General features: G+C 61.2%; 16 protein-coding genes. 7 read left to right on the forward strand and 9 right to left on the reverse strand.

The features are described from left to right. Nucleotides 1-201: 201 nt before the first annotated feature. A complete protein-coding gene (locus OXS27_RS27410; protein ID WP_267360384.1) occupies nucleotides 202-2010 on the reverse strand; it encodes an alpha/beta fold hydrolase in 1809 nt (602 codons plus the stop codon). Between the two features lie 618 nt (nucleotides 2011-2628). Further along, complete coding sequence (locus OXS27_RS27415; protein ID WP_267360386.1) at nucleotides 2629-2844, reverse strand: hypothetical protein; 216 nt, start codon at nucleotides 2842-2844, stop codon at nucleotides 2629-2631. A gap of 410 nt (nucleotides 2845-3254) precedes the next feature. Here OXS27_RS27415 and OXS27_RS27420 point away from each other — a divergent pair, with 410 nt between their 5' ends. Beyond that, nucleotides 3255-3497, forward strand: a complete 243-nt coding sequence (locus OXS27_RS27420) for a hypothetical protein (protein ID WP_243921557.1) — start codon at nucleotides 3255-3257, stop codon at nucleotides 3495-3497. A gap of 186 nt (nucleotides 3498-3683) precedes the next feature. Beyond that, nucleotides 3684-3896, forward strand: coding sequence for a hypothetical protein (locus OXS27_RS27425; RefSeq protein ID WP_243921555.1), 213 nt, complete (start codon nucleotides 3684-3686; stop codon nucleotides 3894-3896). Between the two features lie 116 nt (nucleotides 3897-4012). Here OXS27_RS27425 and OXS27_RS27430 read toward each other — a convergent pair whose 3' ends face one another. Then, nucleotides 4013-4144, reverse strand: coding sequence for a hypothetical protein (locus OXS27_RS27430; protein ID WP_267360389.1), 132 nt, complete (start codon nucleotides 4142-4144; stop codon nucleotides 4013-4015). Nucleotides 4145-4314: 170 nt separating this feature from the next. Here OXS27_RS27430 and OXS27_RS27435 point away from each other — a divergent pair, with 170 nt between their 5' ends. Continuing rightward, entirely contained in the window at nucleotides 4315-4608 is a 294-nt protein-coding gene (locus tag OXS27_RS27435) for a hypothetical protein (protein ID WP_243921554.1), read from the forward strand. A gap of 179 nt (nucleotides 4609-4787) precedes the next feature. On the opposite strand, the gene OXS27_RS27440 is transcribed toward OXS27_RS27435, so the two are convergent. Continuing rightward, nucleotides 4788-6827 carry an EAL domain-containing protein gene (locus OXS27_RS27440; protein ID WP_346733089.1) on the reverse strand — a complete coding sequence of 680 codons (2040 nt, stop codon included), beginning with the start codon at nucleotides 6825-6827 and terminating at the stop codon, nucleotides 4788-4790. A gap of 434 nt (nucleotides 6828-7261) precedes the next feature. Continuing rightward, nucleotides 7262-7795 (reverse strand): PAS domain-containing protein, encoded by a 534-nt coding sequence (locus tag OXS27_RS27445; RefSeq protein ID WP_243921550.1) that lies wholly within the window; start codon nucleotides 7793-7795, stop codon nucleotides 7262-7264. A gap of 238 nt (nucleotides 7796-8033) precedes the next feature. Between OXS27_RS27445 and OXS27_RS27450 the strand changes: the two genes are divergently transcribed. The 3 genes from OXS27_RS27450 to OXS27_RS27460 all read left to right on the forward strand — a co-directional run bounded on the left by OXS27_RS27450 (nucleotide 8034) and on the right by OXS27_RS27460 (nucleotide 9514). After that, nucleotides 8034-8267: a hypothetical protein gene (locus OXS27_RS27450; RefSeq protein WP_267360392.1), complete on the forward strand. Its 234-nt coding sequence runs from the start codon at nucleotides 8034-8036 to the stop codon at nucleotides 8265-8267. A 144-nt stretch (nucleotides 8268-8411) separates the two neighbouring features. Further along, nucleotides 8412-8636, forward strand: coding sequence for a hypothetical protein (locus OXS27_RS27455; protein ID WP_243921546.1), 225 nt, complete (start codon nucleotides 8412-8414; stop codon nucleotides 8634-8636). 269 nt (nucleotides 8637-8905) lie between these two features. After that, entirely contained in the window at nucleotides 8906-9514 is a 609-nt protein-coding gene (locus tag OXS27_RS27460; protein WP_243921544.1) for a PAS domain-containing protein, read from the forward strand. A gap of 61 nt (nucleotides 9515-9575) precedes the next feature. Here the strand turns inward: OXS27_RS27460 and OXS27_RS27465 are convergent, their stop codons facing one another. Continuing rightward, entirely contained in the window at nucleotides 9576-9773 is a 198-nt protein-coding gene (locus OXS27_RS27465; protein ID WP_243921542.1) for a hypothetical protein, read from the reverse strand. A gap of 107 nt (nucleotides 9774-9880) precedes the next feature. Between OXS27_RS27465 and OXS27_RS27470 the strand changes: the two genes are divergently transcribed. Beyond that, on the forward strand, nucleotides 9881-10513 hold the full coding sequence (locus OXS27_RS27470) for a PAS domain-containing protein (protein WP_243921540.1): 633 nt from the start codon (nucleotides 9881-9883) through the stop codon (nucleotides 10511-10513). A 321-nt stretch (nucleotides 10514-10834) separates the two neighbouring features. On the opposite strand, the gene dps is transcribed toward OXS27_RS27470, so the two are convergent. The 3 genes from dps to OXS27_RS27485 form a co-directional block, all read right to left on the reverse strand. Next, the gene (gene dps / locus OXS27_RS27475; protein ID WP_243921538.1) at nucleotides 10835-11371 is read right to left on the reverse strand and encodes a DNA starvation/stationary phase protection protein Dps; all 537 of its coding nucleotides are present in this window, start codon (nucleotides 11369-11371) and stop codon (nucleotides 10835-10837) included. A gap of 305 nt (nucleotides 11372-11676) precedes the next feature. After that, nucleotides 11677-13296 (reverse strand): methyl-accepting chemotaxis protein, encoded by a 1620-nt coding sequence (locus OXS27_RS27480; protein ID WP_267360396.1) that lies wholly within the window; start codon nucleotides 13294-13296, stop codon nucleotides 11677-11679. Between the two features lie 538 nt (nucleotides 13297-13834). Then, entirely contained in the window at nucleotides 13835-15997 is a 2163-nt protein-coding gene (locus OXS27_RS27485; protein WP_267360400.1) for a TonB-dependent siderophore receptor, read from the reverse strand. Nucleotides 15998-16346: the final 349 nt, after the last annotated feature.

The raw sequence follows: 16346 nt of genomic DNA on the forward strand, positions 1-16346 counted from the left end.
GCTGGCCGCCGAGCAGAAGGCCGCGCGCGATGCACGCTTCGCGGCCCGGAAAGCCAAAGCACGCCGATAGGCCAGCCCGGCCCGCAACGCGTGATGATGGAAGGACCGGCCGGCTTCTACACGAGGCCGGTGGAGGTGCTGGTTGTCAGAGCGTAGCGCCCGGAAAGCCGCATGACCCCGGCTTCGTGAGCGTGATTGCCCTTAAAATCCCAGTGAATATCTAAGAGATTTGATTTCGTCTTCGTTACTCTTTGCGGCTTTCTCGCACACACATTTGATAGACTCTAATATTATTTCGTAAAACTTATCGAGCGTTCCGTCGACGGTGAGATTATGGTCGGCCTGCTCAATCATAACGAGCGGTCGTCCGAGTTTTCTTTCGACCTCCGATGGCGTGCGCCCGAGTTTTGCGTGCACCTCCGTTAGCCCCGGCTCATTCGGACTGAACACCAGGGTCAAGCCGGCGCCACGCAGCCTGATATTACCGATGCGGCCAGCAACTGTATTCTCGGCATATACAGCTTTGAACGGAACGGACGCAAATTTTTTCAAACTGCGACCGGCCAATCGAACGAGCTTTGCCGTGATAGCTGCAATCCTTCTGGGGTCACGAAGCAATGCGAACCAAGATGCGGCCTTTTTAGCTTCATTTGCGTAGCCACTAACGCCCCAATAAGGGTTTCGTATCTTGGTCTCCACATCGTATAATGGGTTCCAGTCAAAACAATATAAATTGAATAAAATGGCTGACTTTATCCGATGATCACCATGAATGGCATGAAAGCCGAGAAATGCGCCGCTGCAAAGACCAACAACCAATATAGGTGCTGACGATAATCCATCGAGATAATTCAGTGCAGCGCGCACATCTTCGACTGTATCCAGGGCGTAGAGCGGGGAAGAACCGTCCGGTCTATCTGGGCTGTCTCCAATCCCACGCAGATCGAAACGGAGAGACCGAAAGCCGGACCGGGCAAGTCGGCGCGCCAGGATAGCGATTTGGCGGCCACGCCCGGACCGCGCATTGCGACCTGACCCGAGGAAGAGGATCGTCGGTGCGTTCGCGACAGGGCGGTCCGGACGGCATAACGTTCCAACAAGACCCATCCCGAACCGAGCGGGTACCTCAGTCCAGCCTGCGCCGCCGATCGCTCCCGCGGCACGAACTGCAGGGGGCACCGAGGACGCCGGCTTGGCGTCTGCGCAAGCGTAGGTGACAACGGCCTCGAACGTGTCCTTCGGGGTTTCGGAGAACAGGTCGCCGATCAAAAGCTGCGCGAGCCCGGCAAACGGCGCAGAGGTCACACGGCTGCCGAGCTCTTCATAGTGTCGAGAAAGCTGTGCGGTGTCAGGCCCAACGATCAGCACGTTTGGAGCTGGCGCCTGTGTGGTCGCCATCAAATCGACGGCCGAGAGATCGGCAACCAGCGCTGGGCCCAATCGGAAGCCCCCAAGCAAGACATCGCCAGGTGGTTGCGGAATCGGCTCATCAGTCGAAAGACGATCAACCGTCCGTGACCGCAGGCGCATCTCCCGCAGGTAAGCGTGACCGCTCGTAAAAGGAGCCAGGAGCACGAGGCGGTCGATGCCGCACGAAGAAGCGGACAAGGCTGCGAGCGTCGCACCGAGACGAAGACCGACTACAACAATCTCGTCCACGCAAGCTTCCGTGCGCAGATAGCCCACTGCGCGCGCGATCGCCCCCACCAAGATATCGGCGCGCATGACCTCCACGTCTGCAGAATTCCCGTCCCCGGGAAAGTCAAACCGTAGCGTTGCGCAGCCGGCATCGGCAATTTGGGCCGCCAATTCTCGCCACGCCCGATAGGCCGAGAGTTGCTCGAACCCAAGCGTTCCACACAGCACCACGCCGCGACGAGTCGCCCCGGACCGGAACCAGCCGAATACCCCCTCGAATGCGACAGGGGCTTCAAGTGCCCGATACAGAGATGATGGAATGTTCGCGAGCATAGCTTCGACTGCCACCGAAGTGAGAGTTGTCAGTTGCATCTACTGTAGGACCGAGATACTCCTATTGGGAGCTTCTGCGGTATTAAAGTGAAGATTAGATACAAAACTGATAATTATCTGCATTCAATACGTATCCCCGGCAGGAATATATATTATGCAATCGTAATACCAAATAACCTCGATCAAATAACGAGAGTTGCTTTGGCGTTTACCTAAAATTCGATGGTATTAGAAGGTGAGCTAACATTTTACTTTTTAATACAAATTTGGACGCGGCTCGGAACAAAAAAGCTGCGTCATTTTAATATCATTATTATTACACGTCGCAACGACACCTCATGATATATCGGGTTCATCTTCTGATTTCTAACAACTCGGAATATCTCGAATACCCATGCGTTGTTTCAATCAGAAAACATATCGGCGCTGGGCTGTCAAAGCGAATTCGCCGTCTACGTATTCAATGCCGAGCAGAGAACAGCAGCAATGGTCAATATTCGGCATGGCGGTACGGGCGTGCGTCTTTGCGGAATGCTTATCGACGGCTGTCGAATAAGGCAGAGTTTCAACTGAACTGCCCTCCCGCGGTGGTCTGGGTCGGAAGTCAGTGAAGGAGCAAGGGTCACCGGGTTGGATCCCGGATTGAGAATGCTCAGTTCAGCTGGGGTAGCGGAGTTTCAAAAGCCACCAGCGCCTGATCAACAGCCTATCGATCTCCTCGTTGAGCCGTTGCTCAACCTCCGACGTGTCGAACCCACTCCGGATCAGTACGGAAAGCGCGCCTGCCGCTGCCGTGGAACGCATTTCGGCCTCCACAATGCGACGGCTCAAGCTTTCGATAGCAGCCTCGAAATGGGGCGTGACGATACTCATGTGTTGGTCGGTGCACCCGCCAAGCGGCTCTTTAGGCGGGTGCGGAGCAGGTTGAGGCTTGCGATGTGGGATGCAAGGAGCGCCTCGCCCTCCGACGTAACCTGCCTGCTCGCTGCGATCTCGATAAGTAGGATACGTTGGCTGTGGAAGCGCCGTTCGCAGGCGTCGATGCCGACCCGCGGCTCGATCCGCCGCAGCGACACGAAACGCGCCCTCCATCTTTCCGCTTCGTTCAAAGGGCACGGTTTGATTTTGGGCGTAGAGTGAATGACCGCGCGCCAATCGGATCAAAAGCCGCGCCACAGCCAGAGCGCAAGCCGACCCGGGCCGCTGCGTTGCAAAACGTTTCTAAATGGCTAAGCTTCTACGCAGTGCCTGCGTAGCGGCCTACCCGTCACTGGAGATTGCCCATGCTGGTCAACCACGAGCGTCGCCTCCTTACGAAAGCCGCCCAGGCTATGGACGGGCACATCTCCATCAAGCGCGAGGCGGATCGGGCTTGGCCGGGTGATCACAGTCGCCTGAGTGGCTTGGCGAGCCGGGGCGATCTCGTATGGCTCGGTGAACGGGCCGGCCCTCATCTCGGCGGCACGTTTGCAACATGGCAAATTACAGACGCCGGCCTTTCCAGGCTGGAGCGGTTGTCTGCGTGAGGCGGCTGTCGGGTGGGGGCAGCGCCGGCATGACGGAGCTTAGTGTTTGGCTCCGCCGTCAGGTTGATCCCCCAGACCGGAGCGAGCCAGTGTGAAACCCGACGCGCTCGGGCACGTTCCGAGCCTTCCTCCTTTCACACCGGTCTTGCAGCTGGCATATGCTTCGCCCAAAATGGGATCGGAGACATGCCTGAGAACGAAGCCTGCGAAGGCGCCGCTGCCCTGCTCAGACGCCAGCACGAACGTATCGGCGAACTGCTGCGTGAGCTGAACGATGGCCGCTGGTGGCCTGACGATCACGCAGGCAACGAGGATGCAGCAATTATGCTGGTCCACACGCGCGCCATCGAGGAAAGCGTGCGCGCGATCGACCGGATCATCGCGACGATGAAGGATTGAGATGTTCAGCCGCCCTGAAGGCCAGCGCTAGCGTTTCCTCGGCGCCAGCGGCACGTCCGGTGCGCTTGACTGCAAACGGACTGGACGAACCGCTAGCCCAGACGACGCGCTGCGTCCTACTTCTTCGGTCCCGAGGCGGGCTTGGCCGTCACCATACCCTTGGTCGATGGCGCCGAGGCGTTAGTCTTCACCTTGGCCGCCTTGGGCTTCTTCGCCTCCCGGTTGCCGCGCTTGTTGTCCGTTGCCATGAACGTCTCCCTGTGAGGGTAGGTGACCTACTCCCTGAACGGAAACCCGCAGGGTCGGTTTAGGATGCCACCTGCCGGAACTGCACCCCAGCGCCAGCGCGTAGAGCCAGCGTTGCATCGGGCCTCCGGTCAAGCTTAGGAGGGGGCCACAAGGCGAATAGGAGGCGTGGTTGAAAGAGCTCGAACAGGGCAGCGCGGAAGCGGTCTACGTCTCGGCCATGGTCGGCGAGATGATGCAACGCGTTCTGGAGGACACCCTCGCCGAGCTCGCAAGGACCAGAGGCGCTGTCTATCTCGACATGTTCGTGGAGCGCGAGTTGGCCCGCTACGCCGATCTCTTCCGCGAGCGGCCCGGTGACACGCCTCAAACCACCAATATGCTAAGATCTTGGTTCGCGCTGGAAGGCAGCGCAGCGTTGCGTTCCGTGGTCAAGCGCGCGAGCATCGAGGCAAGACGCGATTGATCGCGATCCGACGCCACGACGCCTTCAAGCGCAGCATTTGAGCCGCATGCGGCTTCCTTGCTCAGCGGTCGTAGTAACTCTCCGCCCCATCCTGGCGGCCGCGCTCGTAACAGACCACGGCACATTGCGGTGACGGCAGACGGAGGAGCCAGTTCCCCGTTAGGCCAGCGAGCGATAGGTCAGGCGGCCCTGCCTTGAGCAGCCTCCATGTACCTGCGTGCCTCGTGGGAGGGGAGTGGCGGGCTGAACAGGAAGCCTTGGACCAACGTGCAGCCCTCGCGGCGCACGAGGTCTAGCTGCTCGACCGTCTCGATCCCCTCGGCAACGATGCCCATGCCCAGCCGCTCGCCGATACCGACCACTGCGCGCACGATCGCGGCCGCATCCGGATCCGCAATGTCGCGCACAAATGCCTGGTCGATCTTGATCTTATCGAAGGGGAAACGTCGCAGATAACCGAGGGACGAGTAGCCGGTACCGAAGTCGTCCAGGGCGATAAGCACACCGAGGGTGCGCAGGCGGTGCAGGCAGGCCAGTACCGTGTCCGAGTCCTGCATCAGCACGCTTTCGGTCACCTCGAGCTTCAGCCGTGTCGCCGGCAGACCGCTCGATGCCAATGCGGACAGAACCGATGCCTCCAAGCCCTCGCGCCGCAACTGCACCGCCGAGACGTTGACTGCAACGTGGATGTGGGCGGGCCAATGAATCGCCTCACGACAGGCCTCCTGCAACGCCCAAACGCCGAGCGGCACGATCAACCCGGTCTCCTCAGCCAGCGGGATGAAGGTTCCCGGTGGGATCTCGCCCTGCGTAGGATGGCACCAGCGCATCAGCGCCTCGAAGCTGACGACTGCGCCAGTCGCGGCATCCACGACCGGCTGGTAAGCCAGCTGGAACTCACCGCGTCGGATCGCCTCTTTCATGTCGAGGCCAAGCTGGCCGCGCATGGCGATGCGGACGCCTGCGTCGATCTCAAACTCGCGATACGTGTTTCGGCCGGCAGCCTTGGCCTCGTACAGCGCTATATCGGCGCGCTTGAACAACTCGTCCGCAGTCGCATTTTGCTCCGTCGTAAGCGTCAGCCCAATGCTGACCCCGACCTCCACCATCTGTCCATCGAGGTCGATCGGCTCGCTCACGACCGCAATCAGCTGTTCGGCGATGCGGATGGCCCAGCACGGCTCGTCGAGGTAGGTGAGTACGATGGCAAATTCATCGCCGCCAAGACGAGCGACGGTGTCGTAGGGACGTATGACCCCCTGCATGCGATCGGCGACGACGCGCAGCAGAGCGTCACCAGTCGCGTGGCCGAAGCTGTCGTTGACGGCCTTGAACCGGTCGAGGTCGCAGGCGAGCACGGCGAAGGGATTTCCGGATCGGGCAGCGTGAGCGATGGCTTGGTCAAGCCGATCGCGGAACAGTGTGCGGTTGGGCAAACCGGTGAGCGCATCATGCAGCGCCATGTGCCGGACCCGCTCCTCCGCTTCACGGCGTGTGGTGACATCGCGCAGGGTCGCGACGTAGCCGATCACCTGATCGCTGTCGGTCTCGCGCGCGAGGCTCACCGAAGCCTCGATCCGGAGGTAATGACCAGCCTTGTGGCGGTAACGTATGCACGCGATGAACCGACCGTCCCGCTCGTTCCGCGCTTTCGCCCATAGATCGGCGAAGATGTACGCATCGTCAAGGTGGGCGAAATCGAACGGTGTGCTGCCGACGAACTCCTCTGGTTCGTACCCGAGCATGCTGCGCACGGCGGGCGACACATAGAGGCGACGCATGTCGAGGTCGCCGAGCACGAAGACATCGTTGGAGTTCTCGGCGAGCAGCCGGAAGCGGCGCTCGCTCTCACGCACGGCGGCTTCCGCGGCGTAGCGCTGTGTGACGTCGGTGAACGTGCGCACCAGGCCGCCGCCCGGGAGCGGCAGGCTGCGGATGTGCAGCACGGTGCCGTCCGCGCGCGTGCGCTCGTAATCATCGGCGCGGGTCTGTGGATCGCCGTGCTCCAGCCAACGCTCCAGGTGTTCGGGCAGGTGAAAGTACGCGCCATGCGCCGCTTGGTGGGCTCGGACATCGGCGAAGCGAGCACCATCGCTCAGCATATCCTCGGGCACCCCCATCATGCCGGCGACATGCCGGTTGTAGACGCGGACGCGATCATCCGCGTCGGTCATGACAAGCCCTTGGTCGATGTGGTCTAGGATCATGCGCAGGCGCATTTCAGAGGCCTGAAGCGCGCGCTGAGATGCGGCAAGGTCGGTGACGATGGTTCGGATTGGCCCCCCGTCCAAGGGGGCAGGTGCAGAAGTCGACACGGCCAGGCCCCGTTCATACCAGTGTTCGGGATCCTCTACCGGTATTTGTAAATGAAATCGTTGATACAACCAGGAATTGAACCCCGGGTTGAATATCGCCCCCGCTGTGATTGATGATTGCCTAACTGCCCGGGAGGAGCAGGGCCACCTGGCACTTAGGCCAGATGGCGGCGCGGGACTGATCAGGACAGCGAGATCGCGGCGCCGGACATGCCTTTGCCAGGGGCGGAAGGGCGACGATGCCGAAACCGATGGTGCTGCCGTGGCACCGGCGCGGCAACGTCATCGCGGCAACCGGCACGCTGATCCTCGCCCGGCTGGAGCGCGCGTGAGGCAGCCTATCCCCGCTGCGCCAGCCTGCGCCCGATCCCAAACAGCAGTGTCTCGGACAGTTGCTGCAGATCAACGTGCTCGCCCTGCCCGAGGGCCGTATGCACTTCGATGCAGCGGTCGGCAGCGACGATCAGAGGGTCTTCCCCATCCTGGTTGAGTGCGGTAGCGGGAATGAAAGGGCTGTTGTGTGCGTCAGTCGTGTCGATATAGGCGCCCCGGCCGCGCATGATGCCTGTCTCGTCGCGTTCGAGCGAACCGCGGCAAAGCACCCAGCAGACCTTGTCGGCCTCCGATAGAATCCGGAACTCGGCCGAGAAAGGTCCACCGGTCTGCCGAACGCGGCGGATGCGTTCAAATATCCACGTGCGGTCTTCCGGATGCGTGCGTGCGAGAGCCGCTTCGAGAGGAAGCGGCTGGCCTGCGAGAGCGCCATTGCCTGCCAACAGGGCGGCTGCACCTTCATCGAGTATGGAGCGGCCCGCAGCGACATTTGTATTCCACGTGCCGATCAGTCCGGCCGCGCGCAAGGCGGGATCCATTCGAGCTATCGAGAACATTCGTCCAATCCAGCGCGTCCAAGTACCCGCACGAGAAGTCACGCGCTGCGAAGAAGTACCGCAATGATTCGTCTACTCGCATACAGGACGAGGACAAGCTGTGGTTAGTTGCCGCAATCGTGAATTGCAAGCTTGGATGAAATATCCATCTGAGAGAAGATTGTTCTCCAAGCCAGGCACATCGAGGGCGGTTCGCACTCCGTTCAGAAGGGTAACCACAATGAATGAGGATCGCACCGAGCGCATTTTGAAGCGGGTGGCGCAGACGCTCGGCGTCAGCGAAGATGTGCTCCGCAAGGATGCGTTTCAGCACCGCGATGCGGCGTTTCAAGCCACGTCACAGGAACTCGAGCTTCTGAGACTTTTCTTGGCGATCTCCGATCCCAAGATCCGGCAGTCCTGCTTGGAGTACGTGCGGGCCGCGGCTGTGCCAGCTGACATGGCGGCTAGATAGCGCACGACACCGTCTCCCTACGATCATTTCGGCCGTTGGGCTCCCCTGACAAACACCGGTCAGGCGTCTGACGCCAAAGATTGGACCGGCGAGACGGTAGAAACGTACTTTGCCTTCAGATCAACCGCGGCTGGAAGCTCAAGCTTGCTCGGCCGCGTCCTGCACAAGTTTGAGGAGCCGCTGTCGCTCGGTCTGATCACGCACGCTACTATAAGCGCGGAGCAGTGCAACACACTCAATGCTCAAGTTGCGAGTGCTGACGGCAGTCCGATCGATTCGTTCGATCGCTGCGTCCCGTTGCTCGGGCAGGTCGAACAGCACGGACAGGGGCAGCTGGAGTGCACCAGCAATCTGCTGCAGCCGCGCTAAGGTTTTCGAACTCGGCGGTTCCGGCTGCTGGTCGCAGGTCTTTCCCGCCAGGCCCTCTGCTGCCGTGGCCCCTACCGTTGGAGGTGTCTTCGAGCCCACAACCTTCTCCCATCGATAGTGCCATAATTTTGTATTCAATCTTATACAACCTCGGCTCGCCTACTAGTTGTTAGCACGCAACAGTGGCCACAATTTGTAAAACTTCGCCTTGAGGTTGTACCGCTCTTTTTGTTACGCAGATCAGCTTTTTTGTCGAACCAGGGACCGGGATGCCCAAGCCGAAGACCGTTGCGGGTCAGACCTGTCCGCAGGCGTTTCAGGGGGCCATCGACGCTCTGGACGTGATCGGCAGCTGGGAATGGGACTGCGTCTCGGATTTGACGCGCTCCGACGCTTTCGTAGCTTTGCTGTTCAATCTTGACCCTGATGAAGCGGAGGCAGGCACGCCGCTGTCCGGCTTTATCGCCGGCATTCATCCTGAAGACCGGCAGCGCGTTTTAGCGTTGATCCTGCAGAACGCCCAGGAGGGTTGCTCCTACGTAGCGGAGTATCGGGTTTGCTCGGCGGATGGTGTGACCCGGTGGGTTTTGGGGCGCAGCCGCTTCTACTGTGATCATAAGGGCCGTCCGCTGAGCGGGCGTGGCATCATTGTTGACATCACGCAGTTGCGAGCGGGCGAAACCATCGAGGATTTGACCAATGCTGACGGTACGGCAACGCCGCTGGAGCGGGCAGTCGACCACGCCGTGGCGGCTCAGCGGGCCATCGTCGAGTTGCAAGACCCAGTTTTGAAGGCACTGGCTGATTCGCTTCTGTTCGATCTTGGCCGCAAGCTCGCGCAGCAGGAAGTACGGGAGCGCCGCAAACATATGAACTGACGTACCAAGTCTGTTCTAGGCAGACGGCTACCACTCTGCAGAGAGGCAGAGGCATGAGCCGTCATCTGCCGTCGCCTGACTTATCTTTAGACGTATCGGCCGTAGCAAGCGGCTCGTAAAAGTCTTCGACAGGACGGCCAAGAGCCTCGCCGAGCCGCTTTAACACCCGCAGCTTGCGCTCACGCTCGCGAGCGGCAGCGGCCTGATCAATCGCGGGGAGACCGAACTCGCGGCCATCACCTTTATCACGTTCGCCCATGTCGGGCCTGCTATCGCGTGTAATCGTATCGCTGTATATCTCGGTTGCACGGCAACGAAAAGCCATTCTCGTTGTTGTGCTCGGATTACGGGAGCTTGGTTTGGCGCATGCCGCGTCGGTCCCCGGACGATACGTTCTCCTCAGCGCTTTTGCCGCTGACCAGCCTCAACATCGGCTTGTGGGAGAGCGATGTCGAAGGCGACTGCATCCGTGGTGATGTCGTTATGGCCCAGATATTGGGGCTGTCTTCTGCGGATGCCGCACGAGGCATCTCAATCAGGCGCCTGCTATCGATCTTTCATCCAGAAGATCTCGCCGCAGACACAGTGCGCCGGCGGCAAGTGCATGAGGAAGGCGGTCTGTTCGTGTGGGAGCACCGCATCCTGCCAGCGCCGGGCATTGTTCGCTGGGTACTGTCCCGCGGGCATTTCGAGCGCGATCAAAATGGCCGGATGCGTGGGCGCGGGATCATCATAGACGTAACCGACACGCGGACAGAGGAAGGGGCGTCGCGCTTCCTCGCAGTCCCAGCGGCCATCGGAACTCCAGTAGAGCGTATGGCCGAGCGTGCGCTGGAGTTGTGGGAGTTGATGCACGAGTTGGAGGCCGGCGCCGCTGCGCGTCTTGAACCGCTTCTGCAGGCGCTGATGCTTGAGCTTGGTCGCCAGATCGCTTCATCCTTGCCAGAGGGGCGAGAGACCGAGGCGGCGCCATCGAGGGATGTCTCGAAGTTGCACTGAGGCCGGCTATCGTCGGCGTGATTGGCAGCGCAGCGGCTCCTGCCAACATCAGTGAAGCAGTGCGCTCCAAGGTCAGCCTTTTACGGCCTTCAGCTCCGGCTTGGCGCCTCGCGTCAAGCTCTGGATTGCTCGCGCTGGCCTTCCAGCCTTCACGCCGCGATTTGCTGCACGCTGGCTCGCCACCACCGAGCAATCGCCAGCATGCTGCAAGACGAGAAAATGCTGGGCACCTGCACCTGTACAGGACGCCGCAGTACCCATCATCCCTGCTGGTCCATTGAGGAGGTGGACCATGAAGCTGCGGGATCCCGATAGGGCCTTTCAGTTCGCCTTGTTCCCGTCGCGCATCTCGCCGGTGGGCTCCTGAACGTGGGCCTCAAGGAACCAGAGCTGCTTATCGACCGCCCGCGAGATCTCAGTAAACAGGTCGGCGGTATCCGGATCGCCAGCCTCATCGGTTTCGTCGATGTTCTTGCGTACCGCATTGGCGTAGGCGGCATAACCGTCGATCAGCGCGGCCACGTGGTCGGCGATGGCGTAGATGCCGGTCGGGTAGGCTGGCAGCTTGGTCTGCTCGGCGACCGCCTGGGTCGAGCCGAACGCCGTGGCGCCGAGCTGCACCGCACGCTCCGCGACCTTGTCGTTGAGGTCGTCGAGTTCGGCGCGAAAGCCGTCCAGCATCAGGTGGATGCCGATGAATGAGGGACCCTTGAGGTTCCAGTGAGCCTGCTTGACCGCCAGGGCGAGATCGATGCCGTCTGCCAGCCGGGCGTTGAGGGCTTGTACCGACACCTGCTTGGCATTCGAGTCGGTGTCGTTGCGGGTCTGGTGCGGTCGCGGGGTGGTGTCGGTCGCCATGCTATCACTCCGATTGAGTCGATTGCGAAAGTCGCGTTCGCCTCAGCCGGTTCCTGCTGCCTTATCTCTGCAAGGGTACCTCACGGACCCGCGCGACCAGGGGGATCGATTGACTGTGCCGCTGGTCGACCGACCGGGTCGAAGCCAACCGGTATAGTTCCGAGCGACCATGCTAAGGCCGACCCGATCAACGCAAGCAAGCAGGGCCTTGTGCAGATCGACCTGTTTGCCGCGCAGGCTCGCACCTACGCCGACAGGTCCGACCAAACGAAGTAGGTCAGTGATCGGCTTGAATGCTGAACGGGTCAGTGCCGGTAGCGTTCGGCCAGCGCTATCAGCGCCTGGGCCAGCTCCGTGAGGTTGGCCGAGGCGGATTCGACCTGCCTCGTGCCGGCCGCGGTCTGCTGGCTCGCCTGCCGGATGTTCTGGAGCGCCCCCATCACCTGCTCGATCCCAAGCTGCTGCTGGTTCGTCGAGGCGACGATCTGCTGGAAGACCTGAGCGCTTTCCTCCACTTTGGCGGTGATCTCCTCGATGGTCCGCTGCGTCGTGTCCGAGCGGGTCTTGCCGGCGGCGGCGCGCTTGACCGCCTCCTCGGTGAGCATCACCGAGGTGTTGATGCCCCGCTGGATCTCGCCCAGGATCCCGCGCACCTGCCCGGTGGCCGCCTTGGCCTGATCAGCCAGCAGCTTCATCTCGGAGGCGACCACCGCGAAGCTGCGCCCGCTCTCGCCGGCCGCGGCCGCCTCGATCGCGGCGTTGAGGGCGAGGAGATGCGTGCGCTCCGAGATGTCGTTGACCGTCTCGATGATGTCGCCGATCGTCTGGGTCTTCTCCGACAGGCTGACGATGTTGCCGGCCACCGCCTCGGCCTGCTCACGGATCGCATCCATGGCCTTGGCGGTGTCGGAGACGGCGCGCAGGCCCTGCCGGGAGGTCTGGGCGGTGGCCTGCGCGGTGGCGATCACTTCGGTGGCGCGTTTGGCCGTTTGAGCGCCTGATTGGCTGATCTCATCCATGGTAGCGGCGGTCTCCTGCACGGCCGCGAATTGCTGTTCCACCGACGCCGCCTGCTCCTGGGCCGAGGCGCGGATCTCGGCCGCCGCGGCGTTCAGGTCGGCGGTGGCGGCCCGGTTGGTCTTGGCGAGGTCCGAGAGGCCGGCCACCATCGCATTCAGCGTCGTGCCAAGGCGACCGACTTCGCCGCCCGCGCCTGTCTCCAGCCTTCCCGACAGGTCGCCGTCTCCAACCTGCGCGATAAACGCAATGACGCGCACGAGCGGGCGGACGATCAGACGATTGATTGCGATCCATATGCCCGCGCAGATCAGGAGCGTGAGCAGGGTGCCGCCCCACAAGGCTACGCTTTCGTCACGTTGGGCCTGCGCGACACGCCCCACCAAGGTCACACGGACGGCATCCTCAAGGGTTTCGATAGCCGCCAGCCGCTCGCGCAATGTGTCGAAGAACTGCTTGCCTTTCCCGTCAGCCTCGACGCGCACCGCTTCAGCTCGCGTCGTCGGATCGGCTGCCTTTTGGACCACAGCCTCGCCGATATCGGTCTGCCAGCTGCGAGCCGCCGACACGGCGTCGGCTAGGAGTCGTATGCGCTCCGCATCGTTGCCGATCATACCTCTGAGGCTGCTGATGGCCTCGTCCAAAGCCGAGCGTCCAGCCCGGTACGGTTCTAGACTAGCCTCTCGCCCGGTCAGCAGGTAGCCGCGCAACCCGGTCTCCTGATTGAGCATGGCCGTCCGGAAATTATCGAGCCCGCGGATCAGCTGACTGGAGCGATTTCGGGCGTCGGTCGCATCCCGAAGCTGGTTGCCCGTGATGAGAACAGCGCCGCTGCTCAGAACCGACACCAGTGCGATGACACCGATCGCGCTGCCCAAAGTTCGATTTAGGCCAGACGTATTCGGCATGCTCGCTCTTCCCGGCTCAAATCTGCGGATGGCTTCGAGCGACAGCCGCACCCATGCCGGCATCGCCCATAGCGCTCAAACTAATCCGACGCGAGCAGCAGGCAGTCGGATGAGGAGAGGGCGATGGCGGCCAGGAGCGCGGCGATCGGCGGGATCGCGCGGCGGCACGACGGCAACGTGGTCGTAGTTTGCGAGCAGCTTGGACTGTGCAGCAGGTTCAGCGGCCGAGTCGGCGTCCCTCAGGTGCAGGCATCCCATCTCCGCACCGCAACTTGCGCTACGCCTTCCAGCTCGGCCCGGCTCACCCCGTCACGGGCCAGCATCGAGATGCAGCTCTGGACGATCTGCACCAAGCGGGCGAGCGCGCCAATGCCCGTCCCACCCGAAAAGCTCGTCCGCAGATGCGGCCTCAGCCAGACAAGTCTTACGGCGTGCCAACGTCATGGCGCGTGCGGACCGCACCAAGACGCCGAGACTTATCACACGTTTGAAGAGTCCACACCCTTGCTGCCGGAACACTTCAGGTCATCTGCTGCTTTCAAAACCGAGCGATGATCTGCGCCCTGATCGTCCGGGGAGCGCCGGGCGTGATGTTGTTGTTGTTGTCCGCCGTGGAAATGTACCGCCGATCGAACAGGTTTTCGATGTTGACCTGTGCCCGGACGGATTCGCTGATGTTATAGAACAGACCCAAGTCGATCCGGGTGTATCCTGGAAGCCGAACCGTGTTGTCGGAGGCGGCGAAGGTGTGTGAGTAATTGAGGATGCCGACGCCGACGGCACATTCGCGCGTCAGGTCGAATTTGTTCCATAGCGTGAAGGCGTTGAACGGGACCAAGCCGACCGTGTTGCCGGTCACGATCGTCGCCGAGGTCGCGCTGGCGATGCGCGCATCGGTGAAGGCGTAGCCGCCCGCGATCTGCCACCAATCGGTGACATACCCGTTGGCGCCGATCTCGAAGCCCTGGGTGTTGGTCTTCCCGGAAAGGATGAAGAAGCCGGGATTGTTGGGATCGGCCAGACGCTGGTTGTACCGGTCCAGGTTGTAGGCCGCGGCCGTGAGCTGGAAGCGCGGGTTGACGTCGTACTTGATGCCGACTTCGGTGTTTTCAAACTGCTCCGGCTTGGCGATGACCAAGCCCGGTGTGAAGTTCCCGATCTGGTCGCCCGACGAGGGCAGGTAAGACACGCTGTAGCTCGTGTAGAGGGCGAGGTTCGGCAGCGGCTTCAGCACGAGACCGGCGCGCGGTGAGATCGGATCGTCTACGCGGTTGTTGGTCAGCAGGGTGCGCCGGTCGGTGGAGGCGAAGTCGAAATGATCGTAGCGCAGGCCGCCGACGAGCTGCAGCCAGTCGGTGATATCGATCTGGTCCTGGGCGTACACGGCCGCGAGGCCGAGGCTGTACCGCGCGTTCGAGTCCGTTGTACCGTTGTTGCGTAGGGAGGTCGGCGCGAAGGTCAGCGGGCGGAGCGGATTGACCACGACGCTGCTCGCAAGGCTGTTCCCGAAGAACAGGGACTGCCTGTAGGCCAGTCCCTCTTGATAGCCGAGCTCGAACCCACCGAGGAGGGTGTGCTTGATGTCGCCGGTGAGGAATTTGTAGGTGAAATCGTTCTGGCTGAAGTAGTTCGTCCGCGGCGTTTCGTTGCGGTAGCCGGTGATCGTCACGGCGGTCCCAGCGGCGTTCACGGCGCTGCCTGGAAGCGTGTTGACGTAGTATCGGTCGTAGTCCGCGAACCGGAACTGGCTGTGCATCTCGACACCCGAGTCGAACTGGTGGTCCAGCTGAACGGTGGCGATGTTCGCATCGACCTTCGTGAAGTTTACGTTCGGATTGCCGAAGAAGGTCCGAATGTTGTCACGGTACCGGTAGGGGCGGCCAAACTGCGAGGGGATGCCTCGGTCGGGAAAGCGCTGATCGTGGAAGTACTCGTATGAGAGCTTCAACGTCGTCTGCGGGTCGATGAGGAAGGTGGCAGTCGGATTGACGCCGTAGCGCGTCAGGTCGCCGAACTGGCGGTAGGTCCCCGAATCTTCGAACACGCCGTTCAGGCGGAAGAAGGCGCTGTCACTGATCCGATCGCCGACATCGACGGCGACACGTTTGTCGCCGAATTGGCCTCCGCCAGCGACGATCTCCCGGACGCGATAGCCATCCGCTTCTTTGAGGACGCGGTTGATGACGCCACCTCCGCCGCCGCGGCCGAAGATGAGCGAGTCCGGCCCCTTCAGGACCTCGATGCGCTGAATGTTGTACAAGTCACGGAAATACTGAACGTCGTCACGGATGCCGTTGATATAGAAATCAGCGCTGGTATTTTGACCGCGGATCAGGACCTGGTCGCGGTTGCTCTCGCCCTGCGCGGGTATCAGGCCCGGTACGAACCGCAGCTGCTCAGTCAAATTCTGGTAATTCTGATCCAGGAACTGCTCCCGTGGAACGATGGTGATGGATTGTGGGATGTCGATGACCGGCGTGTTGGTCTTGGTCGCGCTGCGTGTCTGCGTGGTCAGATAACCCACGGTGACGCCACCCTGAGGCTCCGGACGGTTGCCCGCATTCTCAACCGTGAGCTGGTCGAGGGTGACGACCTCGACAAGTTCGGTCGGAGCTACCCCTCGTTGCGCATGCGCGGCCGTGGCAGATAGGGTGCTCGTCAGCAGAAGCCCAAGGAAACGACACCTGAAAGTCCAGTCCATCATTCACTCCGCGGCTTCTTGCGGAAGCCGGTCCGTACTGAAATCTATTCGATCCCCGATCACGAGTTACGAGCGAGATACAATGCGGATCAAGATCTAATCCGATGCCAATAAGGCAATCATTCTACAGTGATTCTTAGAATAATTCTTAGAATAATTCTTATATCAAACACATCTCACTGAGACGCATCACTATCGCGTCCAGAGATTGAGTTAGATCAGTTACAATCTGGAAATATCCGGTGACAGGAGTTGCGGATTAGCAACATGCTCGATGCGAGGAGTTGCACCCTCAGTACCCGCCGCAGTTCCGATGTTCGGCCAAATCAAGCTGATCATGCTGGTATAC

This window comes from Methylobacterium sp. GC_Met_3, assembly GCF_026540775.1.
GTDB lineage: Bacteria > Pseudomonadota > Alphaproteobacteria > Rhizobiales > Beijerinckiaceae > Methylobacterium.

Bases quoted from the DNA above. Each gene is read 5' to 3' on its own strand.
- OXS27_RS27415 (WP_267360386.1), bottom strand. From the start codon at position 2,844: ATGAGTATCGTCACGCCCCATTTCGAGGCTGCTATCGAAAGCTTGAGC.
- OXS27_RS27425 (WP_243921555.1), top strand. From the start codon at position 3,684: ATGCCTGAGAACGAAGCCTGCGAAGGCGCCGCTGCCCTGCTCAGACGC.
- OXS27_RS27465 (WP_243921542.1), bottom strand. From the start codon at position 9,773: ATGGGCGAACGTGATAAAGGTGATGGCCGCGAGTTCGGTCTCCCCGCG.
- OXS27_RS27445 (WP_243921550.1), bottom strand. From the start codon at position 7,795: ATGGATCCCGCCTTGCGCGCGGCCGGACTGATCGGCACGTGGAATACA.
- OXS27_RS27480 (WP_267360396.1), bottom strand. From the start codon at position 13,296: ATGCCGAATACGTCTGGCCTAAATCGAACTTTGGGCAGCGCGATCGGT.
- OXS27_RS27485 (WP_267360400.1), bottom strand. From the start codon at position 15,997: ATGGACTGGACTTTCAGGTGTCGTTTCCTTGGGCTTCTGCTGACGAGC.
- OXS27_RS27440 (WP_346733089.1), bottom strand. From the start codon at position 6,827: ATGCGCCTGCGCATGATCCTAGACCACATCGACCAAGGGCTTGTCATG.
- OXS27_RS27420 (WP_243921557.1), top strand. From the start codon at position 3,255: ATGCTGGTCAACCACGAGCGTCGCCTCCTTACGAAAGCCGCCCAGGCT.
- OXS27_RS27410 (WP_267360384.1), bottom strand. From the start codon at position 2,010: ATGCAACTGACAACTCTCACTTCGGTGGCAGTCGAAGCTATGCTCGCG.
- OXS27_RS27430 (WP_267360389.1), bottom strand. From the start codon at position 4,144: ATGGCAACGGACAACAAGCGCGGCAACCGGGAGGCGAAGAAGCCCAAG.
- OXS27_RS27460 (WP_243921544.1), top strand. From the start codon at position 8,906: ATGCCCAAGCCGAAGACCGTTGCGGGTCAGACCTGTCCGCAGGCGTTT.
- OXS27_RS27450 (WP_267360392.1), top strand. From the start codon at position 8,034: ATGAATGAGGATCGCACCGAGCGCATTTTGAAGCGGGTGGCGCAGACG.
- OXS27_RS27470 (WP_243921540.1), top strand. From the start codon at position 9,881: ATGCCGCGTCGGTCCCCGGACGATACGTTCTCCTCAGCGCTTTTGCCG.
- dps (WP_243921538.1), bottom strand. From the start codon at position 11,371: ATGGCGACCGACACCACCCCGCGACCGCACCAGACCCGCAACGACACC.